The organism is Bacillus cereus group sp. BfR-BA-01441, from assembly GCF_022663075.1.
Lineage (GTDB): Bacteria > Bacillota > Bacilli > Bacillales > Bacillaceae_G > Bacillus_A > Bacillus_A cereus.
Map to the genome: position 1 here is coordinate 80,160 of NZ_JAKUEU010000005.1, position 17,939 is coordinate 98,098.

Consider the following 17,939-nt stretch of genomic DNA (forward strand, 5'->3'; position numbering starts at 1 on the left):
TCAGATATTTGGGAACGGTTTCATAATTTTCGGAGGTGCAATATGCGTAAAACTAAAATTGTATGTACTATAGGTCCTGCTAGTGAAAGTATTGAAAAATTAGAGCAATTAATCGAAGCAGGTATGAACGTTGCTCGTTTAAACTTCTCTCATGGTAGCCATGAAGAGCACGGAGCTCGTATTAAAAACATTCGTGAAGCTTCAAAGAAAACTGGTAAAACAGTTGGTATCTTACTTGATACAAAAGGTCCAGAAATCCGTACTCACGACTTCGTAGACGGACAAGCTGAGCTTGTAACAGGTGCAGAAGTAGTTCTTTCTACTGAGCAAGTATTAGGTACTGCAGAGAAGTTCTCTGTATCTTATGCTGGTCTTTATGACGATGTAGACCCAGGTTCTCGTATTCTAATCGATGACGGTCTTATCGAACTAGAAGTAATCGAAAAAGCTGATGGAAACATCCGTACAAAAGTTCTTAACAGCGGAACTGTAAAAAATAAAAAAGGTGTTAACGTACCAAACGTAAGCATTAAGCTTCCTGGTATCACTGAAAAAGACGTAAAAGATATCATCTTCGGTATCGAGCAAAAAGTTGATTTCATTGCAGCTTCATTCGTACGTAAAGCGTCTGACGTATTAGAAATCCGTGAATTATTAGAAGAGCATAACGCTCAATACATCCAAATCGTACCAAAAATCGAAAACCAAGAAGGTATCGACAACATCGATTCAATCTTAGAAGTTTCTGACGGTTTAATGGTAGCTCGTGGTGACATGGGTGTAGAAATTCCACCAGAAGAAGTACCGTTAGTACAAAAACGTCTAATTAAAAAATGTAACGTGTTAGGTAAACCAGTTATTACTGCAACACAAATGTTAGATTCTATGCAACGTAACCCACGTCCAACTCGTGCGGAAGCAAGTGACGTAGCTAACGCAATCTTCGATGGTACAGATGCAATCATGCTTTCAGGTGAAACAGCTGCTGGACAATACCCAGTAGAAGCAGTAACAATGATGGCTAACATTGCGGTACGTGTTGAAAAATCATTACAATATGAAGATATGTTCAAAAAACGTATTAAAGAGTTCACTCCAACAATTACAGATGCAATTAGCCAATCTGTTGCACATACAGCACTTGCTCTTGATGTAGCTGCAATCGTAGCTCCAACAGAAAGTGGATATACTGCGAAAATGATCTCTAAATACCGTCCAAAATCTCCAATCGTAGCTGTAACATCTGACGAGCAAGTAGGACGTCGTCTTGCACTTGTTTGGGGTGTACAAGCATTTATGGCTGAGAAGCGCGCAGCTTCAACTGACGAAATGTTAGATACAGCAATTCAAACAGGTATGGATGCAGGTCTAATCGGACTTGGAGATACTGTAGTGATTACTGCTGGTGTTCCAGTTGCTGAAACTGGTACAACAAACTTAATGAAAATCCACGTTGTTGGTGAAGAAATTGCTAAAGGACAAGGAATCGGTCGTAAAGCTGCAAAAGGTAAAGTAGTTGTAGCAAAAACAGCTGCTGAAGCTGTAGCGAACGTAAACGAAGGTGATATCCTTGTTACAACAAGCACTGATAAAGATATGATTCCTGCAATCGAAAAAGCTGCAGCTTTAGTTGTAGAAGAAGGTGGCTTAACAAGCCATGCAGCTGTTGTAGGTGTATCAATCGGTATTCCTGTTATCGTTGGTGTAAACGGCGTAACAGCAACTTTAAAAAATGGCCAAGAAGTAACAGTTGATGCAGCACGCGGAATTGTTTATAATGGACATGCGGAAGTGCTATAAGTAATACGGAGAGAAGGATCGGAGTCCTTCTCTTTTTTTTACACAAAAACGAGATAAAATTAGCTTAAAGCGCCTAGAATTGCTTTTAAAAGCTGTTTGTTATGGGTTTTAATATGAAAGGGTATCTATATTCCATATGATGTATATAGGCATTGTGAGGGCGTTGAAAGTGAGATGTGAGAGAGGTGTAGAACTATGAAGTGGTTACTATTCTTTTTTATTTTAATACCGGCGATTGAGATTACGGTCTTAATTGGATCAAGTCATGTAATAGGTTTATGGTCTACGTTCGCTATGATTGTATTTACAGGTGTTGTAGGTGTGTATTTGGCGAAAAGACAAGGGTTTAAAGTGCTTGGAGAGATTCAATCTAAGTTGAATAGAGGGGAAATGCCAGGTGAGGCGGTACTAGATGGTATTTTTGTATTTGTAGGAGGTATTCTCTTAGTGCTTCCTGGGTATGTGACAGATATGCTAGGGTTTATCTGCGTGATCCCTATTACGAGAGCTTTATTGAAGCCGCTTGTTATGAAGTGGATAGAATGGAAATTTAGAAAGAATTCTACTATTATTATTCAGAAATAGCACTTAGATTGTAGAAATCTAAGTGCTATTTTTTTGTCTTGTAAAAGGAGAGGAACTTGCTGATTGAAGCTTTGTTTTACCGCGCTATTTGTGGGGTGAAATTTCTATCTCAAAGCTGGGCTGCTCGTAAGTGTCTGATGTGGGGCGAATGATGAGTGGGGATGAACAAAACGTTCGCTTATTATATTTGCTATATAATTTTCGTTTGAACTCTTGTGTGTACTTCGATTAAACTTGTGGTTTTTTAGTGCTATTAATTTAGATGAATAAGATGGAGGGAAACACTGCTAAATTAAAGTTTTGCTTTCTTATATAGAGGAACGATTGGTGTAAAAAATTCATATAAAAAGGCGGAGATTGTTAGTTGAAGTCTTATTTTAAGCTGTTTTGTATATTTATTCATTTACATAAAAAGTAATAAATGTAAATGATAATTATAAAATAAATAGAATAAATATGTAAAAACACCACGGAATATGCGTTTTTCATGCAAAAAAACAAGAGAATTATCTTTTTTGAGTGCAATTCTCTTGTTTTATGTAATAAGTATGAAAAATAAGTACAAGGAATAATCAGTGGGAATTTCCCACTGATTACAGGTAAGTTTTTTGTTGTGTATGAATTAGAAACTATTATTTTGAAGGTGAACCTTTGATATATTTCCACAAGTCATGGAAGACATTAGCTTTGTGTAATGTATTAAGTAGTACTAAGGTGACTGGGCCGATGATTAATCCTAAAAAGCCAAAAAGTTTAAAGCCGACAAATAGAGCGACGAGTGTTGCTAATGGATCGAGACCGATGTTAGATGAAAGTACTTTCGGCTCCATAATTTGTCTTTGGACAATCACGACGATGTATAAAATGAGAAGACCAATGGCGAATGCGGTATCGCCAGTGAAAAATACGTATATAACCCATGGAACAAAGACTGCGCCTGTTCCTAAATATGGTAGTAAATCTACAACCCCTGTAATAATCGCGATAGTAATGGCGTATGGTACGCGTAATATTAAAAGCCCGATTAGTACAATGACAGTTGTCATAGATACGAGTGTAAGTTGTGCTTTCACAAAACCAAACAAAGCTTTTCTTAAGTCGACAAAAATAGTTTTTCCATAGCCATGTACACGATTCGGTAGCAATTTTCTTGCTTTCTGAGCAAGACGGTGCCAATCGTAACTAATGAAGAAAGTGGCTAATAAAATGAATACAAGGACAGTTAAAGTTGTTGGCAGTGCACTAATGAAATTCGTTAACCCGCTTATAATGGCGGTTAAAAGTTCTTTCATTTGTGTTGTCGCTTCTGTTCCTAAGTTTTGAATGTTTTGTGTAATTGTATAGCGCTGTGGTTCTCCAAGATGATTAAATTTAGAGATTAAATCATCGTAGAGAGGCATAATATGATTAAGTGCAAATTGCTGAGCGAATGTAACGATATCTGGAAACTTTACTGTAACAAGTTGTAGTAAGTATGTTGTGGCAGATATTGCTTCAGTCACAAGATATGTAACAAGTCCAACGATAGCTCCAAATACGAGAATTAAGCTAACGAGTACTGCTAGTGCGCGAGGAAATTGTAGTTTTTGATTAAGGAAATTGACGACAGGATTAATCAAATAAGCAAATGCAAAAGCGATAATAAAAGGATAGATAAGCCCTGACATGTATAGTAATACATAGAACCCAGCTACCGTTGCTACAATGACAAATATGAGTCGCAATATCATATATAGTAAGTTTCGGTTCAAAGATGTATACCTCCCATTCCAATTTGGATTATCCTAATTCGTTCAACTTATAACGAGTGTGCCCCACTGATTAAAGTTTCACTTTATGTTATAGTGGAATGATGGATTTTTCCTGCTTTTTCAGTATGTGAGTGACTGTGAAAGCTTGGTGTTGATGCTTCTACTATATGGTAAAAACTTCATTTTCTCTTCTTTTTATTTTACCTGTTTCTAATTAGAAAAGAAAGAAGAGACGCCTGTTTTTTAAAATGTATACACGCTTAAATTTTTATGGTGAAAGTCTCAATTTATCATTTTAAAATACATAAAAAAATGAAGTGATTCATGTTGAATAGGCATCGATATATCATGTATAACGATAGGTTTAAAGGTATTTTTGTTTGGAAATGAGTTCATTATTTTCAGAAAGGAAGTGCAAACATGATTAGTCAGTCAACGTTATTTTTATTCATACTACTTATTATAGGACTTATTGCGAAAAACCAATCGCTTACTGTGGCTATTGGTGTGTTATTTTTATTGAAGTTTACGTTTTTAGGAGATAAGGTCTTTCCTTATTTACAAACGAAAGGAATTAACCTAGGTGTAACGGTCATTACAATAGCGGTGCTCGTACCGATTGCGACGGGGGAAATAGGTTTTAAACAACTTGGAGAAGCGGCGAAATCTTATTATGCGTGGATTGCTTTAGCTTCAGGTGTAGCGGTCGCTTTGTTAGCGAAAGGCGGCGTACAATTGTTGACAACGGATCCCCACATTACAACTGCGCTTGTTTTTGGGACAATTATAGCGGTTGCGCTATTTAATGGGGTTGCTGTTGGTCCGTTAATTGGGGCTGGAATTGCCTATGCGGTTATGAGTATTATACAAATGTTTAAATAAGGAATTTTATAGTAATATAAAATTTTTGAATTCTTTCTGTTCACAAAAGTCAGATAATTGTTTATAATAGGATTAGAAACTTTGAAAAGTTACATAACAGCAGAGACTTTACACCAGATAAAATAAAAACAACATAAAACAATTTTATAATGATATTGTTTTATGTTGTTTTTATCATAAAACTCTTCGGAATGTATTTTCCTCACTAACTTGTTGTTTTGAGCGTGAGGATTCGGGGAGACATTCACGCTCATGCTTTCCATGTAAACAATGGACAATAAGAGGGGAACATCGCAACAAATTTGCATGATCGTGCATTTTGCTTGCCTAAAGAGTGAACGGGCGTTCATAATTCATAAGGGGAGCAAATAGATATAAGGAGCAAGGTTGGGAGAATTTTCAGGAAAAGGAGAGAATGTCATGACTGTTATTCGAGGTTTAGAAGGGGTAGTAGCAACAACATCATCTGTGAGCTCTATTATTGATGATACATTAACTTATGTTGGGTATAATATTGATGATTTAGCTGAGAATGCTACGTTTGAAGAAGTAGTGTACTTATTATGGCACCGCAAGCTTCCTAATGAAAAAGAACTAGCGGAATTTAATGAAATTGTATCAGAATACTATAAAGTTCCAGGTGAGATTTTAACATATTTGAAACAAGTAGATTTAAAAATTGCACATCCGATGTCTGTTTTACGAACTGCAATTTCCATGCTATCATTATACGATGAGAGCGCTGAAATTATGGACGAAAAGTCCAATTATTTGAAAGCGGTTAAATTACAGGCGCAAGTGGGAACTTTAGTTGCTGCTTACGCGAGAATCCGTAAAGGTTTAGATATTGTTGAGCCAAGAAAGGATTTATCATTAGCTGCAAACTTCTTGTACATGTTAAATGATCGCGAGCCAAATGAAGTTGAAATTGAAGCTTTTGATAAGGCGCTTGTACTTCATGCAGATCATGAGTTAAACGCTTCTACATTTACTGCACGTGTTTGCGTAGCTACACTTTCAGATGTATATTCTGGTATTACAGCAGCAATCGGTGCATTAAAAGGTCCTCTTCACGGTGGGGCAAATGAGAATGTAATGAAGATGTTAACTGAGATTGGTGAAGAAGAAAATGTGGAGTCATATATTCATAATGCTCTTCAAAATAAAGTGAAAATCATGGGCTTTGGCCACCGTGTGTATGAGCAGGGTGATCCACGTGCAAAACACTTACGTGAAATGTCTAAGAGATTATGCGTGCTTTTAGGAGAAGAGAAATGGTATAATATGTCTATCAAAATTGAAGACATTGTAACAAAAGAAAAAGGTCTTCCACCAAATGTTGATTTCTATTCAGCTTCTGTATACCATTGTTTAGGAATTGACCATGACTTATTTACACCTATTTTTGCAATTAGCCGTATGTCAGGCTGGTTAGCTCATATTCTAGAACAATATGAAAACAACCGTTTAATTCGTCCGCGTGCTGATTATAATGGACCAACGCATCAAGTGTATGTTCCAATTGCACAACGATAAGCGAATAACACTATTTTGATAGTGAAAATACGCTTTCAAAAGTCTGATTTTTTCGGAAAGATGTAATGATTAGAATATTTTAATTTGACTAACGGTTTGAACTGAGGGGTTATTCCCTCAGTTTCATACATATGAAATTTCAAACATGGGGGTTATCACATTGACGACAGGTGAAAAAATTACTGTAACTAATGGTGTTATGAATGTACCAAACAATCCGATTATTCCATTTATCGAGGGAGATGGAATTGGTCCTGATATTTGGGCAGCTGCATCTCGCGTACTAGAAGCAGCAGTTGAAAAAGCTTATGATGGTGAGAAGAAAATCGTTTGGAAAGAAGTGCTTGCAGGGGAAAAAGCATTCAACCAAACAGGCGAGTGGTTACCAGAAGAAACTTTAAACTTAATTCGTGAATATTTAATCGCGATTAAAGGTCCACTTACAACTCCAGTTGGCGGTGGTATTCGTTCTCTAAACGTAGCACTTCGTCAAGAATTAGATTTATATGTATGTCTACGTCCAGTTCGTTATTTTGAAGGTGTTCCTTCACCTGTAAAACGTCCGGAAGATACTGATATGGTTATTTTCCGTGAAAATACAGAAGACATTTATGCTGGAATTGAATATGCGCAAGGATCTCCAGAAGCAGAAAAAGTTCTTGCTTTCTTAAAAGAAGCAATGGGTGTTAATAAAATCCGCTTCCCAGAAACATCTGGTATTGGTATTAAGCCAATTTCAGAAGAAGGGACAAAGCGTCTTGTTCGTGCTGCAATTCAATATGCAATTAACGAAAAACGCTCTTCTGTTACATTAGTTCATAAAGGAAACATTATGAAATTTACAGAAGGTGCTTTCAAAAACTGGGGTTACGAAGTAGCGGAACAAGAATTCGGCGACAAAGTATTTACTTGGGCTGAATACGATCGTATCGTTGAAAAAGATGGTAAAGATGCAGCGAATAAAGCGATGGCAGACGCTGAAGTGGCTGGAAAAATCATCGTAAAAGATTCTATTGCAGACATCTTCTTACAACAAATTTTAACTCGTCCACGTGAGTTCGATGTTGTTGCAACAATGAACTTAAATGGTGACTATATCTCTGATGCACTTGCTGCACAAGTAGGTGGAATTGGCATTGCACCTGGTGCAAACATTAACTATGTGACTGGACATGCTATCTTTGAAGCTACACACGGTACAGCTCCAAAATATGCAGGTTTAGATAAAGTAAACCCATCTTCTGTTCTTCTTTCAGGTGTATTATTATTAGAACATTTAGGATGGAACGAAGCTGCGAAATTAGTAACTGCTTCTGTTGAGAAAACAATTGCTTCAAAAGTAGTAACTTATGATTTCGCACGCTTAATGGAAGGTGCAACAGAAGTGAAATGTTCTGAGTTCGCTAATGAACTTATTAAAAACATGGATGTAGCGATAATCAAAAACGCATAATTAAAGCGGGGGGTAAATTATGACAATCAAACGCAAGAAGGTTTCAGTCATCGGTGCAGGGTTTACAGGGGCAACAACGGCATTCTTATTAGCACAAAAAGAACTTGCAGATGTTGTATTAGTGGACATTCCACAACTGGAAAATCCAACAAAAGGGAAAGCGTTAGATATGTTAGAAGCGAGCCCAGTACAAGGTTTTGATGCTAACATTATTGGAACATCTGATTACGCAGATACTGCTGATTCTGACGTTGTCGTTATTACAGCAGGTATTGCACGTAAGCCTGGTATGAGCCGTGATGACTTAGTAGCAACAAACTCTAAAATTATGAAAAGTATTACGCGCGACATTGCAAAACATTCACCAAATGCAATTATTGTTGTGTTAACAAATCCAGTTGATGCAATGACATATTCTGTATTTAAAGAAGCAGGATTCCCGAAAGAGCGTGTAATCGGCCAATCGGGTGTATTAGATACAGCTCGTTTCCGTACATTCATCGCACAAGAATTAAATCTTTCTGTAAAAGACATTACAGGATTTGTTCTTGGCGGACACGGTGACGACATGGTACCTCTTGTGCGTTATTCTTATGCAGGCGGTATTCCGTTAGAAACGTTAATTCCGAAAGAGCGTTTAGAAGCAATCGTAGAACGTACACGTAAAGGTGGCGGTGAGATTGTAGGCTTATTAGGAAACGGTAGTGCATATTACGCACCAGCAGCTTCTTTAGTTGAAATGACAGAAGCAATCTTAAAAGATCAACGCCGTATATTACCAGCTATTGCGTACCTTGAAGGTGAGTATGGTTATAGTGACCTTTACTTAGGGGTACCAGTAATTCTAGGTGGTAACGGAATTGAAAAAATTATTGAATTAGAACTTCTTGCAGATGAAAAAGAAGCGTTAGATCGCTCTGTAGAATCTGTACGTAATGTAATGAAGGTTCTTGTTTAATAATTGAATAGTAGTGAAAAAGATTCGGGATTCCGAATCTTTTTCTACTATTTACCGAATTGTTTTTTTGAAATAATATGAAAACGCTATCATTTGTAATATCCTATAATGAAACTGTAGATTTATACTATACATTGCCCTCATCATAGTAAATTTCGGATAAGGTATCGCTTTTAGTAGGATAATAAGGTGAAAAAATCGGAGGGGGTTGTAACATGTTAAAGAAAAAAGTTCAAATTGGTCGTAAAATGGATGAAATTACAGTAGGAGAGAAATTATCTATCACTGAAAAAATTGAGGATAAAGATTTGTTATTGTACTTAGGGTTAACGAATGATGCCAATCCATTATATATTCAGCATGATTACGCATCCCAAACTCCGTATGAAAAGCCGATTGTACCAAGCATTATGCTAACGGGAATGATTACAACGGCGGTTACGAAATATTTACCGGGTCCAGGAAGTCATATTACGAGAAAGGACCTTACATTCGTGAAACATGTTCACCATTATGAAACGTTACAAATCCACTTTGAAGTTGTGGCTGTTTCTGAGGAGGAACATACAATTGATATGCTTGTATCTGCTCATGATGAAAAAGGAGAAACTGTTGTGAAAGGTTCATTAACAGTAACGCCACCTTTTAAATCAGTCTCTATTATGGAAAAAGCATTAGATAATTTTTAAAAGATGAAAATATGAATAGCGCTAGCATACCTTTAATAAGGATGCTAGCGCTATTTTTAGTTGAAGAATCCTTCTTTGAACCCTTCAGCAAATTCTGAGCACCCCGTTTTAATCGTATCCCAGCTCGGAGCGTTAAAAGCAAGGATACATGTGACTGCTAAAGATAGAATGGATAGTATTAGTCGCATAATAGACCTCTTTATATTATTAATTTATATATTAAGATTAATAATATAATTATCGGTAATTGAAGTCAATTAAAGGAGTGGTTTTTTAGGTGAGGTGGAAAAGAGAAGACGTAATCTTTGAAACGGTAAGAGAAGCTGAAGTGTGGGCAGACGGGGTTGCGAATGAAATGTACGGGAGAGTATTTGATGGATATGAAACACCAGATTATAAAATAGCGTATGCTCTTTCGTTTTTCCTAGCACAAAATCAAGATTTTATAGTTCATACGGAAGTGAGCTTTAAAGAAGAGAGAGCAATCTATAAAGTTTGGCAAAATCCTGTGTAGTTGCAGGTGAATCGTAATTACTTCTATTTTCTCAATTCTACACAAACGATCTCCATGAATAGACAATTATATTGAGAGGGACCTTGTTTTCTAGTATGATGAGAATAACGGGGAAAATACTAGGATGAAGAAGGTTTCAAGTCTATAACTTGGAGGAAAAGAATGAACAATCGTATTTTAGTAGTTGATGATGAGGAATTTATCTTAACTTTAATCGAATTTAATTTACAACAAGCTGGGTTTGAAGTTATAACAGCGATGGATGGAGAAATGGCGCTTCAAAAAGCGACAACAGAACGCCCAGATTTAATTATATTAGATTTAATGCTTCCGAAAATGGATGGTATGGAAGTGTGTAAAGAATTACGATTGCAGCGCGTTATGACGCCGATTTTAATGTTAACGGCAAAAGATGATGAGTTTGATAAGGTGCTAGGCCTTGAACTTGGGGCGGATGATTATATGACAAAGCCATTTAGTCCAAGAGAAGTTGTTGCTCGTGTGAAGGCGATTTTGCGTCGTACGAAATTACAACAAGAAGAACAAGTTGCAGAAGCGCCAGATGAAGATAGCATCACAATTGCAGAACTTAAAATTTTACCGGAATTTTATGAGGCTTATTTCCAAGGAAGAAAGCTTGAATTAACACCAAAAGAATTTGAACTACTTGTGTATCTTGCGAAAAATAAAAGTCGCGTGTTGACACGTGATCAATTACTAAGTGCTGTATGGAATTACGATTTTGCTGGTGATACACGAATTGTTGATGTTCATATTAGCCATTTGCGCGATAAAATTGAACAAAATACGAAAAAACCGACGTACATTAAAACGATACGTGGTTTAGGATATAAATTAGAGGAGCCAAAAGGGAATGAATAAATTTCGTTCCAGGCTTCTTTTTACATTTGTTTCTCTTATTGTATTTATTTTAGTTGGACTAGGTTTATTACTAGAAACTGTGTTTGAAAACTACTATATAGATCATGCTAAAGAGAGAATGGTAAAAGAGACAGAGTATGTTGCGACGTTAGCAGAAGAGCAAGGTTTTGATAATGTCTTAAAAAACCCATACATATTTGAAAAGTTAGAAGAAAAAATACCAGCTTCTATCGTATTTTTGGATGAAAAAAAGAAAGTTCAATATAGAAAAGGACAAGAATTGGCATTTAGTCCAGAGACGATTAAAGAACTTTCTTCGGAAGTGGCAAAACAACGAAGTAAAGTGATTACGAAAGAAACGGATCGAAAGAATGAATTTTATCATGCGGTGTTCGTTCAAGATGTAGAAGGAAAACAAGGATACATTTTGGTGAAAAGTATAATTGATCCTTTAAGAGACGTACATCAAAAAACGTGGGGATTATTAATTATCGGATTTGTCATTGCTTGTCTCGTAGTTGTATTTTTAGGTATGAAAATTACAGGGCAATATATTAGGCCAATTGAATCGGTTACGAAAGTTGCAATTGAATTGGCAAAGGGCAATTATAAAGCACGTGCATACGAAAGTCATTCGGATGAAACTGGAATGCTGAGTAAAGCGATTAATATTTTAGCTCGAAATTTACAAGAGATGACACTTGAACAAGAAATGCAGCAAGATCGTCTGCATACGTTAATTGAAAATATGGGAAGCGGAATGATTTTAATTGATAGCCGAGGATATATAAACCTTGTAAACCGCTCTTATAAGGAAACTTTCCACGTAACAGATGAAGAATATTTAGATCGCTTATATTATGAATCGTTTCATCATACAGAAATTATTGAGCTTGTAGAAGAAATCTTTATGACAGAAGTGAAAGTGCGTAAACAAATGTTATTGCCACTTGGAATTGAACGGAAGCATTTCGAAGTATATGGAGCGCCGATTATCGGGACAAACCATGAATGGAAAGGGATTGTTCTCGTATTCCATGACATAACAGAGTTAAAGAAATTAGAACAAATGAGAAAAGACTTTTTAGCGAATGTTTCTCATGAATTAAAGACACCGATTACTTCTATTAAAGGTTTTTCAGAAACACTCTTAGACGGAGCGATGGATAATAAAAAATTCTGCGAACATTTCTTGCACATTATTTTAAAAGAAAGTGAGCGCATGCAAGGATTAATTGAAGATTTATTAGATTTGTCGAAGATCGAACAACAAGGATTTAAATTAAATATGGGAACCGTTGATATGAAGGGGCTGCTTGAAGATATTCATATGGTACTTGATAATAAAGCAGGAGAAAAAGAAATCTCTTTACAAGTTAATGTATTAAAACGTGTCTCTGTTATTGGAGATCCAAGTCGTTTGAAACAAATCTTTATTAATTTAATTAATAACGCAATCGTATATACACCGGCTGGAGGCGTTGTTTCAGTAGAGTTAGCGGAAGATAAATATAATGCTTATATAAAAGTATCGGATACTGGAATTGGTATTAGTAAAGAGGAAATTCCGCGTATTTTTGAACGTTTCTACCGGGTGGATAAAGCAAGAAGTAGAAATACTGGTGGTACCGGCCTTGGATTGTCGATCGTAAAGCATTTAGTTGAGGCGCATCAAGGTACGATTACAGTAGATAGTGAAGTTGGAGAAGGGACAACGTTTACAGTTGTTTTACCGAAATCAGCAACTGAAAAATAGGATGAAGGATGTTTACAATATATTAACAATGGCTTAATTAAATATTAATAAAGCTCTGTTAATATAATACATGAAAACCCCTTCATCCAAGGAGTAATTTTGGACGAGAATAGTTAAGCTGTTCTCGTCACTTCCCTTTATGCCAATATAAGTCTGTTTTATATATGAAAGAAAATAGCCGTTATTTTTCTTCTCTCTATTAGTCATGTTAATATAGAGAGAGGAAAGGAACGGTTTTTTTCTGTGAAAAAAATCATTTCAAATTTGTATGGGGAGGTTTCAATTTTGGAAAAAAAGGTCGTATTAGTAGATGGTAATAATATCGCGTATCGTGCTTTCTTTGCACTACCGCTTTTAAATAACGACAAAGGTATACATACGAACGCAATTTACGGTTTTACAATGATGTTAATGAGAATATTAGAGGAAGAAAAGCCAACTCATATGTTAGTGGCGTTTGATGCAGGCAAAACAACGTTCCGTCATAAAACGTATAGTGAGTATAAAGGAGGACGTCAAAAGACTCCACCTGAATTATCAGAGCAGTTCCCGTTTATTCGTGAGATGCTGGATGCGTTCAATGTACCGCGTTATGAATTAGAAAATTATGAAGCGGATGACATCATGGGAACGTTAGCGAAAGAAGCGAGTGAGCAAGGGGCAAGTGTAAAAGTTATTTCAGGAGATAAAGATTTACTTCAACTTGTTTCTGATAACACGCTTGTATGTATTCCGCGAAAAGGGATTACAGAAGTGGATGAATATACGAAAGAAGCTTTATTTGAAAAATACAGCTTATCACCAAAGCAAATTATCGATATGAAAGGTTTAATGGGAGACCAGTCAGATAATATACCGGGTGTACCAGGAGTTGGTGAAAAAACGGCAATTAAATTGTTAACACAGTTTGGAACGGTTGAAGCGGTGTATGAAAATATAGATCAAGTAAGTGGGAAGAAATTAAAAGAAAAACTGGAAGAAAATAAAGAACAAGCTCTTATGAGTAAGGATCTTGCAACTATTATTACAGATGCGCCGATTAAAGTTCATGTGGATGATATGGCGTATAAAGGATATGAAGCAAGTGATGTCATTCCAATGTTCGAGAGTTTAGGATTTACATCTCTTTTAAATAAATTAGGCGTTACGCCAGAAGAAACAGCTCCAGCTGAATTAGATAATATTACATTTGATATTGTGGAAGAAGTTACAGAAGAAATGCTTCAGCAAGATAGTGCGCTTATCGTTGAAGTACAAGAAGATAACTATCATAAAGCAGACATTCAAGGTTTCGGTATTCAAAATGAAAATGGATGTTACTTTATTCAGACAGACATTGCTCTTAAGTCAGACGCTTTTAAAGAGTGGCTTGCAGATGGAGAGATGAGAAAGCATACATTTGATGCGAAGCGTGCAATCGTTGCACTGAAATGGAATGGGATAGATATGCAAGGGATTGACTTTGATCTATTAATCGCTGCTTATTTACTTGACCCGGCTGATACAGATAAAGATTTCCGTACTGTAGCGAAAATGAAAGAAACGCATGCTGTGAAATCAGATGAAGAAGTTTACGGAAAAGGTGCGAAGCGTGCTGTTCCAGAGTTAAAGGTAGTCGCGGAGCATGTGGCTCGTAAAGTGCATGTATTATATGATGTAAAGCAAACATTCGTTGAAGAGTTAAAGAAGAATGAGCAATATGAACTGTTTACAGAGTTAGAATTGCCGCTTGCACGTGTATTAGCTGATATGGAAGTAAAGGGTGTAAAAGTTGATACAGAGCGTCTTCGTAATATGGGAGAAGAACTTGCGGGTAGATTAAAGGAAATGGAACAGGAAATCTATAAGCTTGCGGGAACAGAGTTTAATATTAATTCACCGAAGCAACTTGGTGTTATTCTGTTTGAGAACTTAAACTTACCGGTTATTAAAAAGACGAAAACAGGTTATTCTACGTCAGCTGATGTACTAGATAAGCTTATGAATCACCATGAAATTATTCCAAATATTTTACATTATCGTCAATTAGGGAAACTAAATTCAACTTACATTGAAGGTTTACTGAAAGTTGTACATGAAGATTCATCTAAAATTCATACTCGCTTTAATCAAGTGTTAACGCAAACAGGTCGATTAAGTTCAACGGATCCGAACTTGCAAAATATCCCGATTCGATTAGAAGAAGGAAGAAAGATTCGTCAGGCATTTGTTCCATCAGAAGAAGGATGGATTATGTATGCGGCTGATTATTCACAAATCGAACTGCGTGTATTAGCTCATATTGCAAATGATAAAGGGCTAGTTGAAGCGTTCCAACATGACATGGATATTCATACGAAAACAGCTATGGATGTATTTGGCGTTGAAAAAGATGAAGTAACTTCAAATATGAGACGACAAGCGAAAGCTGTTAACTTCGGAATTGTGTATGGTATTAGTGATTATGGTCTTTCACAAAACTTAGGAATTACAAGAAAAGCAGCAGCGGAATTTATTGAAAAGTATTTAGAAAGTTTCCCTGGTGTACAAGAATACATGGAGGACATCGTAAAAGATGCGAAACAAAAAGGATATGTAGCTACATTATTAAATCGTCGCCGTTATATTCCAGAAATTACGAGTCGTAATTTTAACTTGCGTAGCTTCGCTGAGCGTACAGCGATGAATACACCAATTCAAGGTACTGCAGCAGATATTATTAAAAAAGCGATGATTATTATGGCAGATCGTTTAGAAGAAGAAGGATTACAAGCGCGTCTTCTTCTGCAAGTACACGATGAATTAATATTTGAAGCACCAAAAGAAGAAATCGAAAAATTAGAGCAGCTTGTACCTGAAGTAATGGAACATGCGATTGAACTTGCAGTTCCGCTGAAAGTTGATTATTCTTACGGTCCAACTTGGTACGACGCAAAATAAGGAAGTGATGAAATGCCTGAATTACCAGAGGTTGAAAACGTCAGACGGACACTTGAAAATCTTGTAACAGGAAAAACGATTGAAGATGTTATTGTTACTTATCCAAAAATAGTGAAACGACCGGATGATGCAGAAATCTTTAAAGAAATGCTAAAAGGCGAGAAGATTGAAAATATAAAGCGAAGAGGAAAGTTTTTGCTTTTATATGTAACGAATTATGTCATTGTTTCACATTTGCGTATGGAAGGTAAGTTTTTATTACATCAAGAGGATGAGCCGATTGATAAACATACGCACGTCCGTTTCTTATTTACAGATGGAACGGAATTACATTATAAAGATGTGAGAAAGTTTGGTACGATGCATCTCTTTAAGAAAGGTGAAGAAATGAACCAAATGCCTCTTGCTGACTTAGGTCCGGAGCCATTTGATGCTGAAATGACACCGCAGTATTTACAAGAAAGATTACAAAAGACAAATCGTAAAATAAAAGTTGTGCTACTGGACCAGCGTCTTTTAGTAGGGCTTGGAAATATATATGTAGATGAAGTTTTATTCCGTTCTCAAATTCATCCAGAACGAGAAGCTTCGTCTTTAACAGTAGAAGAAATTGAGCGAATTTATGAGGCTACCGTTACAACGCTAGGCGAAGCAGTAAAGCGTGGCGGAAGTACAATTCGGACGTATATCAACTCACAAGGGCAAATTGGTTCGTTCCAAGAAATCCTAAATGTATATGGGAAAAAAGGAGAGCCGTGCGTAACTTGTGGCACGATATTAGAAAAAACAGTTGTTGGCGGGCGAGGAACGCATTACTGCCCAATTTGTCAGCCTAGAATATAGAAAAGAGATAACATCGGATAGGCATTTGTCATATACATACAGCAGAGCTATGTATAAGGGAGGAGCTTACCGATGTACCTTTATTTATCTCTTATTTTATTAGCTTTTACATTAAGCTTAGATAGCTGTAGTGTAGGGCTAACATATGGTTTAAGAAGCGTAAGAATTCCACTAAGATCAATTATAATTATCGGAATGTGTTCAGCGGCTGTTATGCTTGTTTCAATGGGAATTGGACATATGATCGCGAAAGTATTTTCACCTGTTATCGCAACGCGTATCGGTGGGCTTGTTCTTATTGGAATAGGGATTTGGGTATTATATCAATTTTTTCGAAGTGAGAAAAAAGAAGAACCGAAGCAAGAGGAGAAGGTCTGGAAATTAGAGATTGCCTCGCTAGGGCTAGTGATTCAAATTTTACGGAAACCGACTGTAGCAGATTTTGATAAATCAGGCACCATTTCTGCAGGAGAAGCATTACTTCTTGGTATAGCTCTTTCTGTAGATTCATTTGGTGCCGGAATTGGTGCATCTTTATTAGGGTATGCACCCGCTATGATGGCGATATTAGTTGCAGTTATGAGTTCTTTGTTTTTATTTATTGGAATGAAACTTGGAACGGTTTTATCAAATATGAAATGGTTACAAAAATTTACATTCCTGCCTGGAGTATTACTCATCATTATTGGAATTTGGAAAATGTAAGTATGGGCGTGGAACATTAGTTTCGCGCCTTTTATTATGAGGAGGATTATTATGACAGTAGTAATTGGATTAACGGGAGGCATTGCAAGCGGAAAAAGTACGGTATCAGAAATGTTTCGTGAACTGAGCATACCAGTTATTGATGCAGATATTATCGCAAGAGAAGTTGTAGAGCGAGGAAAACCAGCATATAACAAAATAGTAGAAGTATTTGGAACGGAAGTGTTACAAGAGGATGGAGAACTAGATCGTCCAAAACTAGGAAGTGTCGTTTTCTATAATGAAGAAAAACGATTGCAGTTAAATAAAATTGTTCATCCTGCAGTGCGTGAGGAAATGAATAGGCAAAAGGAAATGTACATAAAAGAAGGTATGCAAGCGGTTGTGTTAGATATTCCTCTCTTATTTGAAAGCAAATTAACAAGTCTCGTTGACCGCATTTTAGTTGTAGCGGTTAAGCCGCATACGCAATTAGAACGTTTAATGAAACGAAATAACTTTTCAGAAGAGGAAGCAACAGCTCGTATTCAATCTCAAATGCCGTTAGAAGAAAAAATGAAAAATGCAGATGAAGTGATAAATAATGATGGCACAATTATGGGAACGAAAACACAATTGCAGGTAATTTTAAAAAAGTGGAACATTATTGACTAAAAAATTGTGAAA

Annotated in this window: 16 protein-coding genes; 14 read left to right on the forward strand and 2 right to left on the reverse strand. The window is 36.4% G+C overall.

The genetic code is table 11. The features are described 5' to 3' along the window. Positions 1–42: 42 nt before the first annotated feature. Both pyk and MR107_RS04050 read left to right on the forward strand, forming a co-directional pair. The gene (gene pyk / locus MR107_RS04045; RefSeq protein WP_001232673.1) at positions 43–1,800 is read left to right on the forward strand and encodes a pyruvate kinase; all 1,758 of its coding nucleotides are present in this window, start codon (positions 43–45) and stop codon (positions 1,798–1,800) included. A 195-nt stretch (positions 1,801–1,995) separates the two neighbouring features. Next, positions 1,996–2,385, forward strand: coding sequence for an FxsA family protein (locus tag MR107_RS04050; protein WP_242292071.1), 390 nt, complete (start codon positions 1,996–1,998; stop codon positions 2,383–2,385). A 632-nt stretch (positions 2,386–3,017) separates the two neighbouring features. On the opposite strand, the gene ytvI is transcribed toward MR107_RS04050, so the two are convergent. Next, on the reverse strand, positions 3,018–4,136 hold the full coding sequence (gene ytvI, locus MR107_RS04055; protein ID WP_001081388.1) for a sporulation integral membrane protein YtvI: 1,119 nt from the start codon (positions 4,134–4,136) through the stop codon (positions 3,018–3,020). A gap of 420 nt (positions 4,137–4,556) precedes the next feature. On the opposite strand from ytvI, the gene MR107_RS04060 reads away from it, so the two are divergent. The 5 genes from MR107_RS04060 to MR107_RS04080 all read left to right on the forward strand — a co-directional run bounded on the left by MR107_RS04060 (position 4,557) and on the right by MR107_RS04080 (position 9,654). Further along, positions 4,557–5,018, forward strand: a complete 462-nt coding sequence (locus tag MR107_RS04060) for a DUF441 domain-containing protein (RefSeq protein WP_000625507.1) — start codon at positions 4,557–4,559, stop codon at positions 5,016–5,018. Positions 5,019–5,405: 387 nt separating this feature from the next. Beyond that, on the forward strand, positions 5,406–6,554 hold the full coding sequence (citZ, locus tag MR107_RS04065) for a citrate synthase (protein WP_000503652.1): 1,149 nt from the start codon (positions 5,406–5,408) through the stop codon (positions 6,552–6,554). Between the two features lie 160 nt (positions 6,555–6,714). Continuing rightward, positions 6,715–8,007, forward strand: coding sequence for an NADP-dependent isocitrate dehydrogenase (gene icd / locus MR107_RS04070; RefSeq protein WP_000206898.1), 1,293 nt, complete (start codon positions 6,715–6,717; stop codon positions 8,005–8,007). Positions 8,008–8,026: 19 nt separating this feature from the next. Further along, on the forward strand, positions 8,027–8,965 hold the full coding sequence (mdh, locus tag MR107_RS04075) for a malate dehydrogenase (RefSeq protein WP_000153230.1): 939 nt from the start codon (positions 8,027–8,029) through the stop codon (positions 8,963–8,965). Between the two features lie 215 nt (positions 8,966–9,180). Next, positions 9,181–9,654, forward strand: coding sequence for a MaoC family dehydratase (locus tag MR107_RS04080; RefSeq protein ID WP_000914180.1), 474 nt, complete (start codon positions 9,181–9,183; stop codon positions 9,652–9,654). A gap of 56 nt (positions 9,655–9,710) precedes the next feature. On the opposite strand, the gene MR107_RS31335 is transcribed toward MR107_RS04080, so the two are convergent. Then, positions 9,711–9,842: a hypothetical protein gene (locus MR107_RS31335; RefSeq protein ID WP_001237022.1), complete on the reverse strand. Its 132-nt coding sequence runs from the start codon at positions 9,840–9,842 to the stop codon at positions 9,711–9,713. An 89-nt stretch (positions 9,843–9,931) separates the two neighbouring features. Here MR107_RS31335 and MR107_RS04085 point away from each other — a divergent pair, with 89 nt between their 5' ends. From MR107_RS04085 to coaE, 7 genes are all read left to right on the forward strand, one after another. After that, positions 9,932–10,168: a hypothetical protein gene (locus MR107_RS04085; protein ID WP_001267383.1), complete on the forward strand. Its 237-nt coding sequence runs from the start codon at positions 9,932–9,934 to the stop codon at positions 10,166–10,168. A 162-nt stretch (positions 10,169–10,330) separates the two neighbouring features. Then, complete coding sequence (gene phoP / locus MR107_RS04090; RefSeq protein ID WP_001065220.1) at positions 10,331–11,050, forward strand: two-component system response regulator PhoP; 720 nt, start codon at positions 10,331–10,333, stop codon at positions 11,048–11,050. Beyond that, a complete protein-coding gene (gene phoR, locus MR107_RS04095; protein ID WP_242292072.1) occupies positions 11,043–12,806 on the forward strand; it encodes a sensory box histidine kinase PhoR in 1,764 nt (587 codons plus the stop codon). The genes phoP and phoR overlap by 8 nt, the downstream gene beginning before the upstream one ends. 285 nt (positions 12,807–13,091) lie before the next feature. After that, a complete protein-coding gene (gene polA / locus MR107_RS04100) occupies positions 13,092–15,725 on the forward strand; it encodes a DNA polymerase I (protein ID WP_242292073.1) in 2,634 nt (877 codons plus the stop codon). A 12-nt stretch (positions 15,726–15,737) separates the two neighbouring features. Continuing rightward, on the forward strand, positions 15,738–16,568 hold the full coding sequence (gene mutM, locus MR107_RS04105) for a DNA-formamidopyrimidine glycosylase (RefSeq protein WP_242292074.1): 831 nt from the start codon (positions 15,738–15,740) through the stop codon (positions 16,566–16,568). Between the two features lie 72 nt (positions 16,569–16,640). After that, on the forward strand, positions 16,641–17,273 hold the full coding sequence (gene ytaF / locus MR107_RS04110; RefSeq protein WP_000281744.1) for a sporulation membrane protein YtaF: 633 nt from the start codon (positions 16,641–16,643) through the stop codon (positions 17,271–17,273). Between the two features lie 51 nt (positions 17,274–17,324). Next, entirely contained in the window at positions 17,325–17,927 is a 603-nt protein-coding gene (coaE, locus tag MR107_RS04115) for a dephospho-CoA kinase (RefSeq protein ID WP_000219283.1), read from the forward strand. Positions 17,928–17,939 lie beyond the last annotated feature (12 nt).

Coding starts and splice junctions, on each gene's coding strand:
- pyk (WP_001232673.1), top strand. CDS start 43: ATGCGTAAAACTAAAATTGTATGTACTATAGGTCCTGCTAGTGAAAGT.
- MR107_RS04050 (WP_242292071.1), top strand. CDS start 1,996: ATGAAGTGGTTACTATTCTTTTTTATTTTAATACCGGCGATTGAGATT.
- MR107_RS04060 (WP_000625507.1), top strand. CDS start 4,557: ATGATTAGTCAGTCAACGTTATTTTTATTCATACTACTTATTATAGGA.
- mdh (WP_000153230.1), top strand. CDS start 8,027: ATGACAATCAAACGCAAGAAGGTTTCAGTCATCGGTGCAGGGTTTACA.
- MR107_RS04080 (WP_000914180.1), top strand. CDS start 9,181: ATGTTAAAGAAAAAAGTTCAAATTGGTCGTAAAATGGATGAAATTACA.
- MR107_RS31335 (WP_001237022.1), bottom strand. CDS start 9,842: ATGCGACTAATACTATCCATTCTATCTTTAGCAGTCACATGTATCCTT.
- phoP (WP_001065220.1), top strand. CDS start 10,331: ATGAACAATCGTATTTTAGTAGTTGATGATGAGGAATTTATCTTAACT.
- phoR (WP_242292072.1), top strand. CDS start 11,043: ATGAATAAATTTCGTTCCAGGCTTCTTTTTACATTTGTTTCTCTTATT.
- mutM (WP_242292074.1), top strand. CDS start 15,738: ATGCCTGAATTACCAGAGGTTGAAAACGTCAGACGGACACTTGAAAAT.
- ytaF (WP_000281744.1), top strand. CDS start 16,641: ATGTACCTTTATTTATCTCTTATTTTATTAGCTTTTACATTAAGCTTA.
- coaE (WP_000219283.1), top strand. CDS start 17,325: ATGACAGTAGTAATTGGATTAACGGGAGGCATTGCAAGCGGAAAAAGT.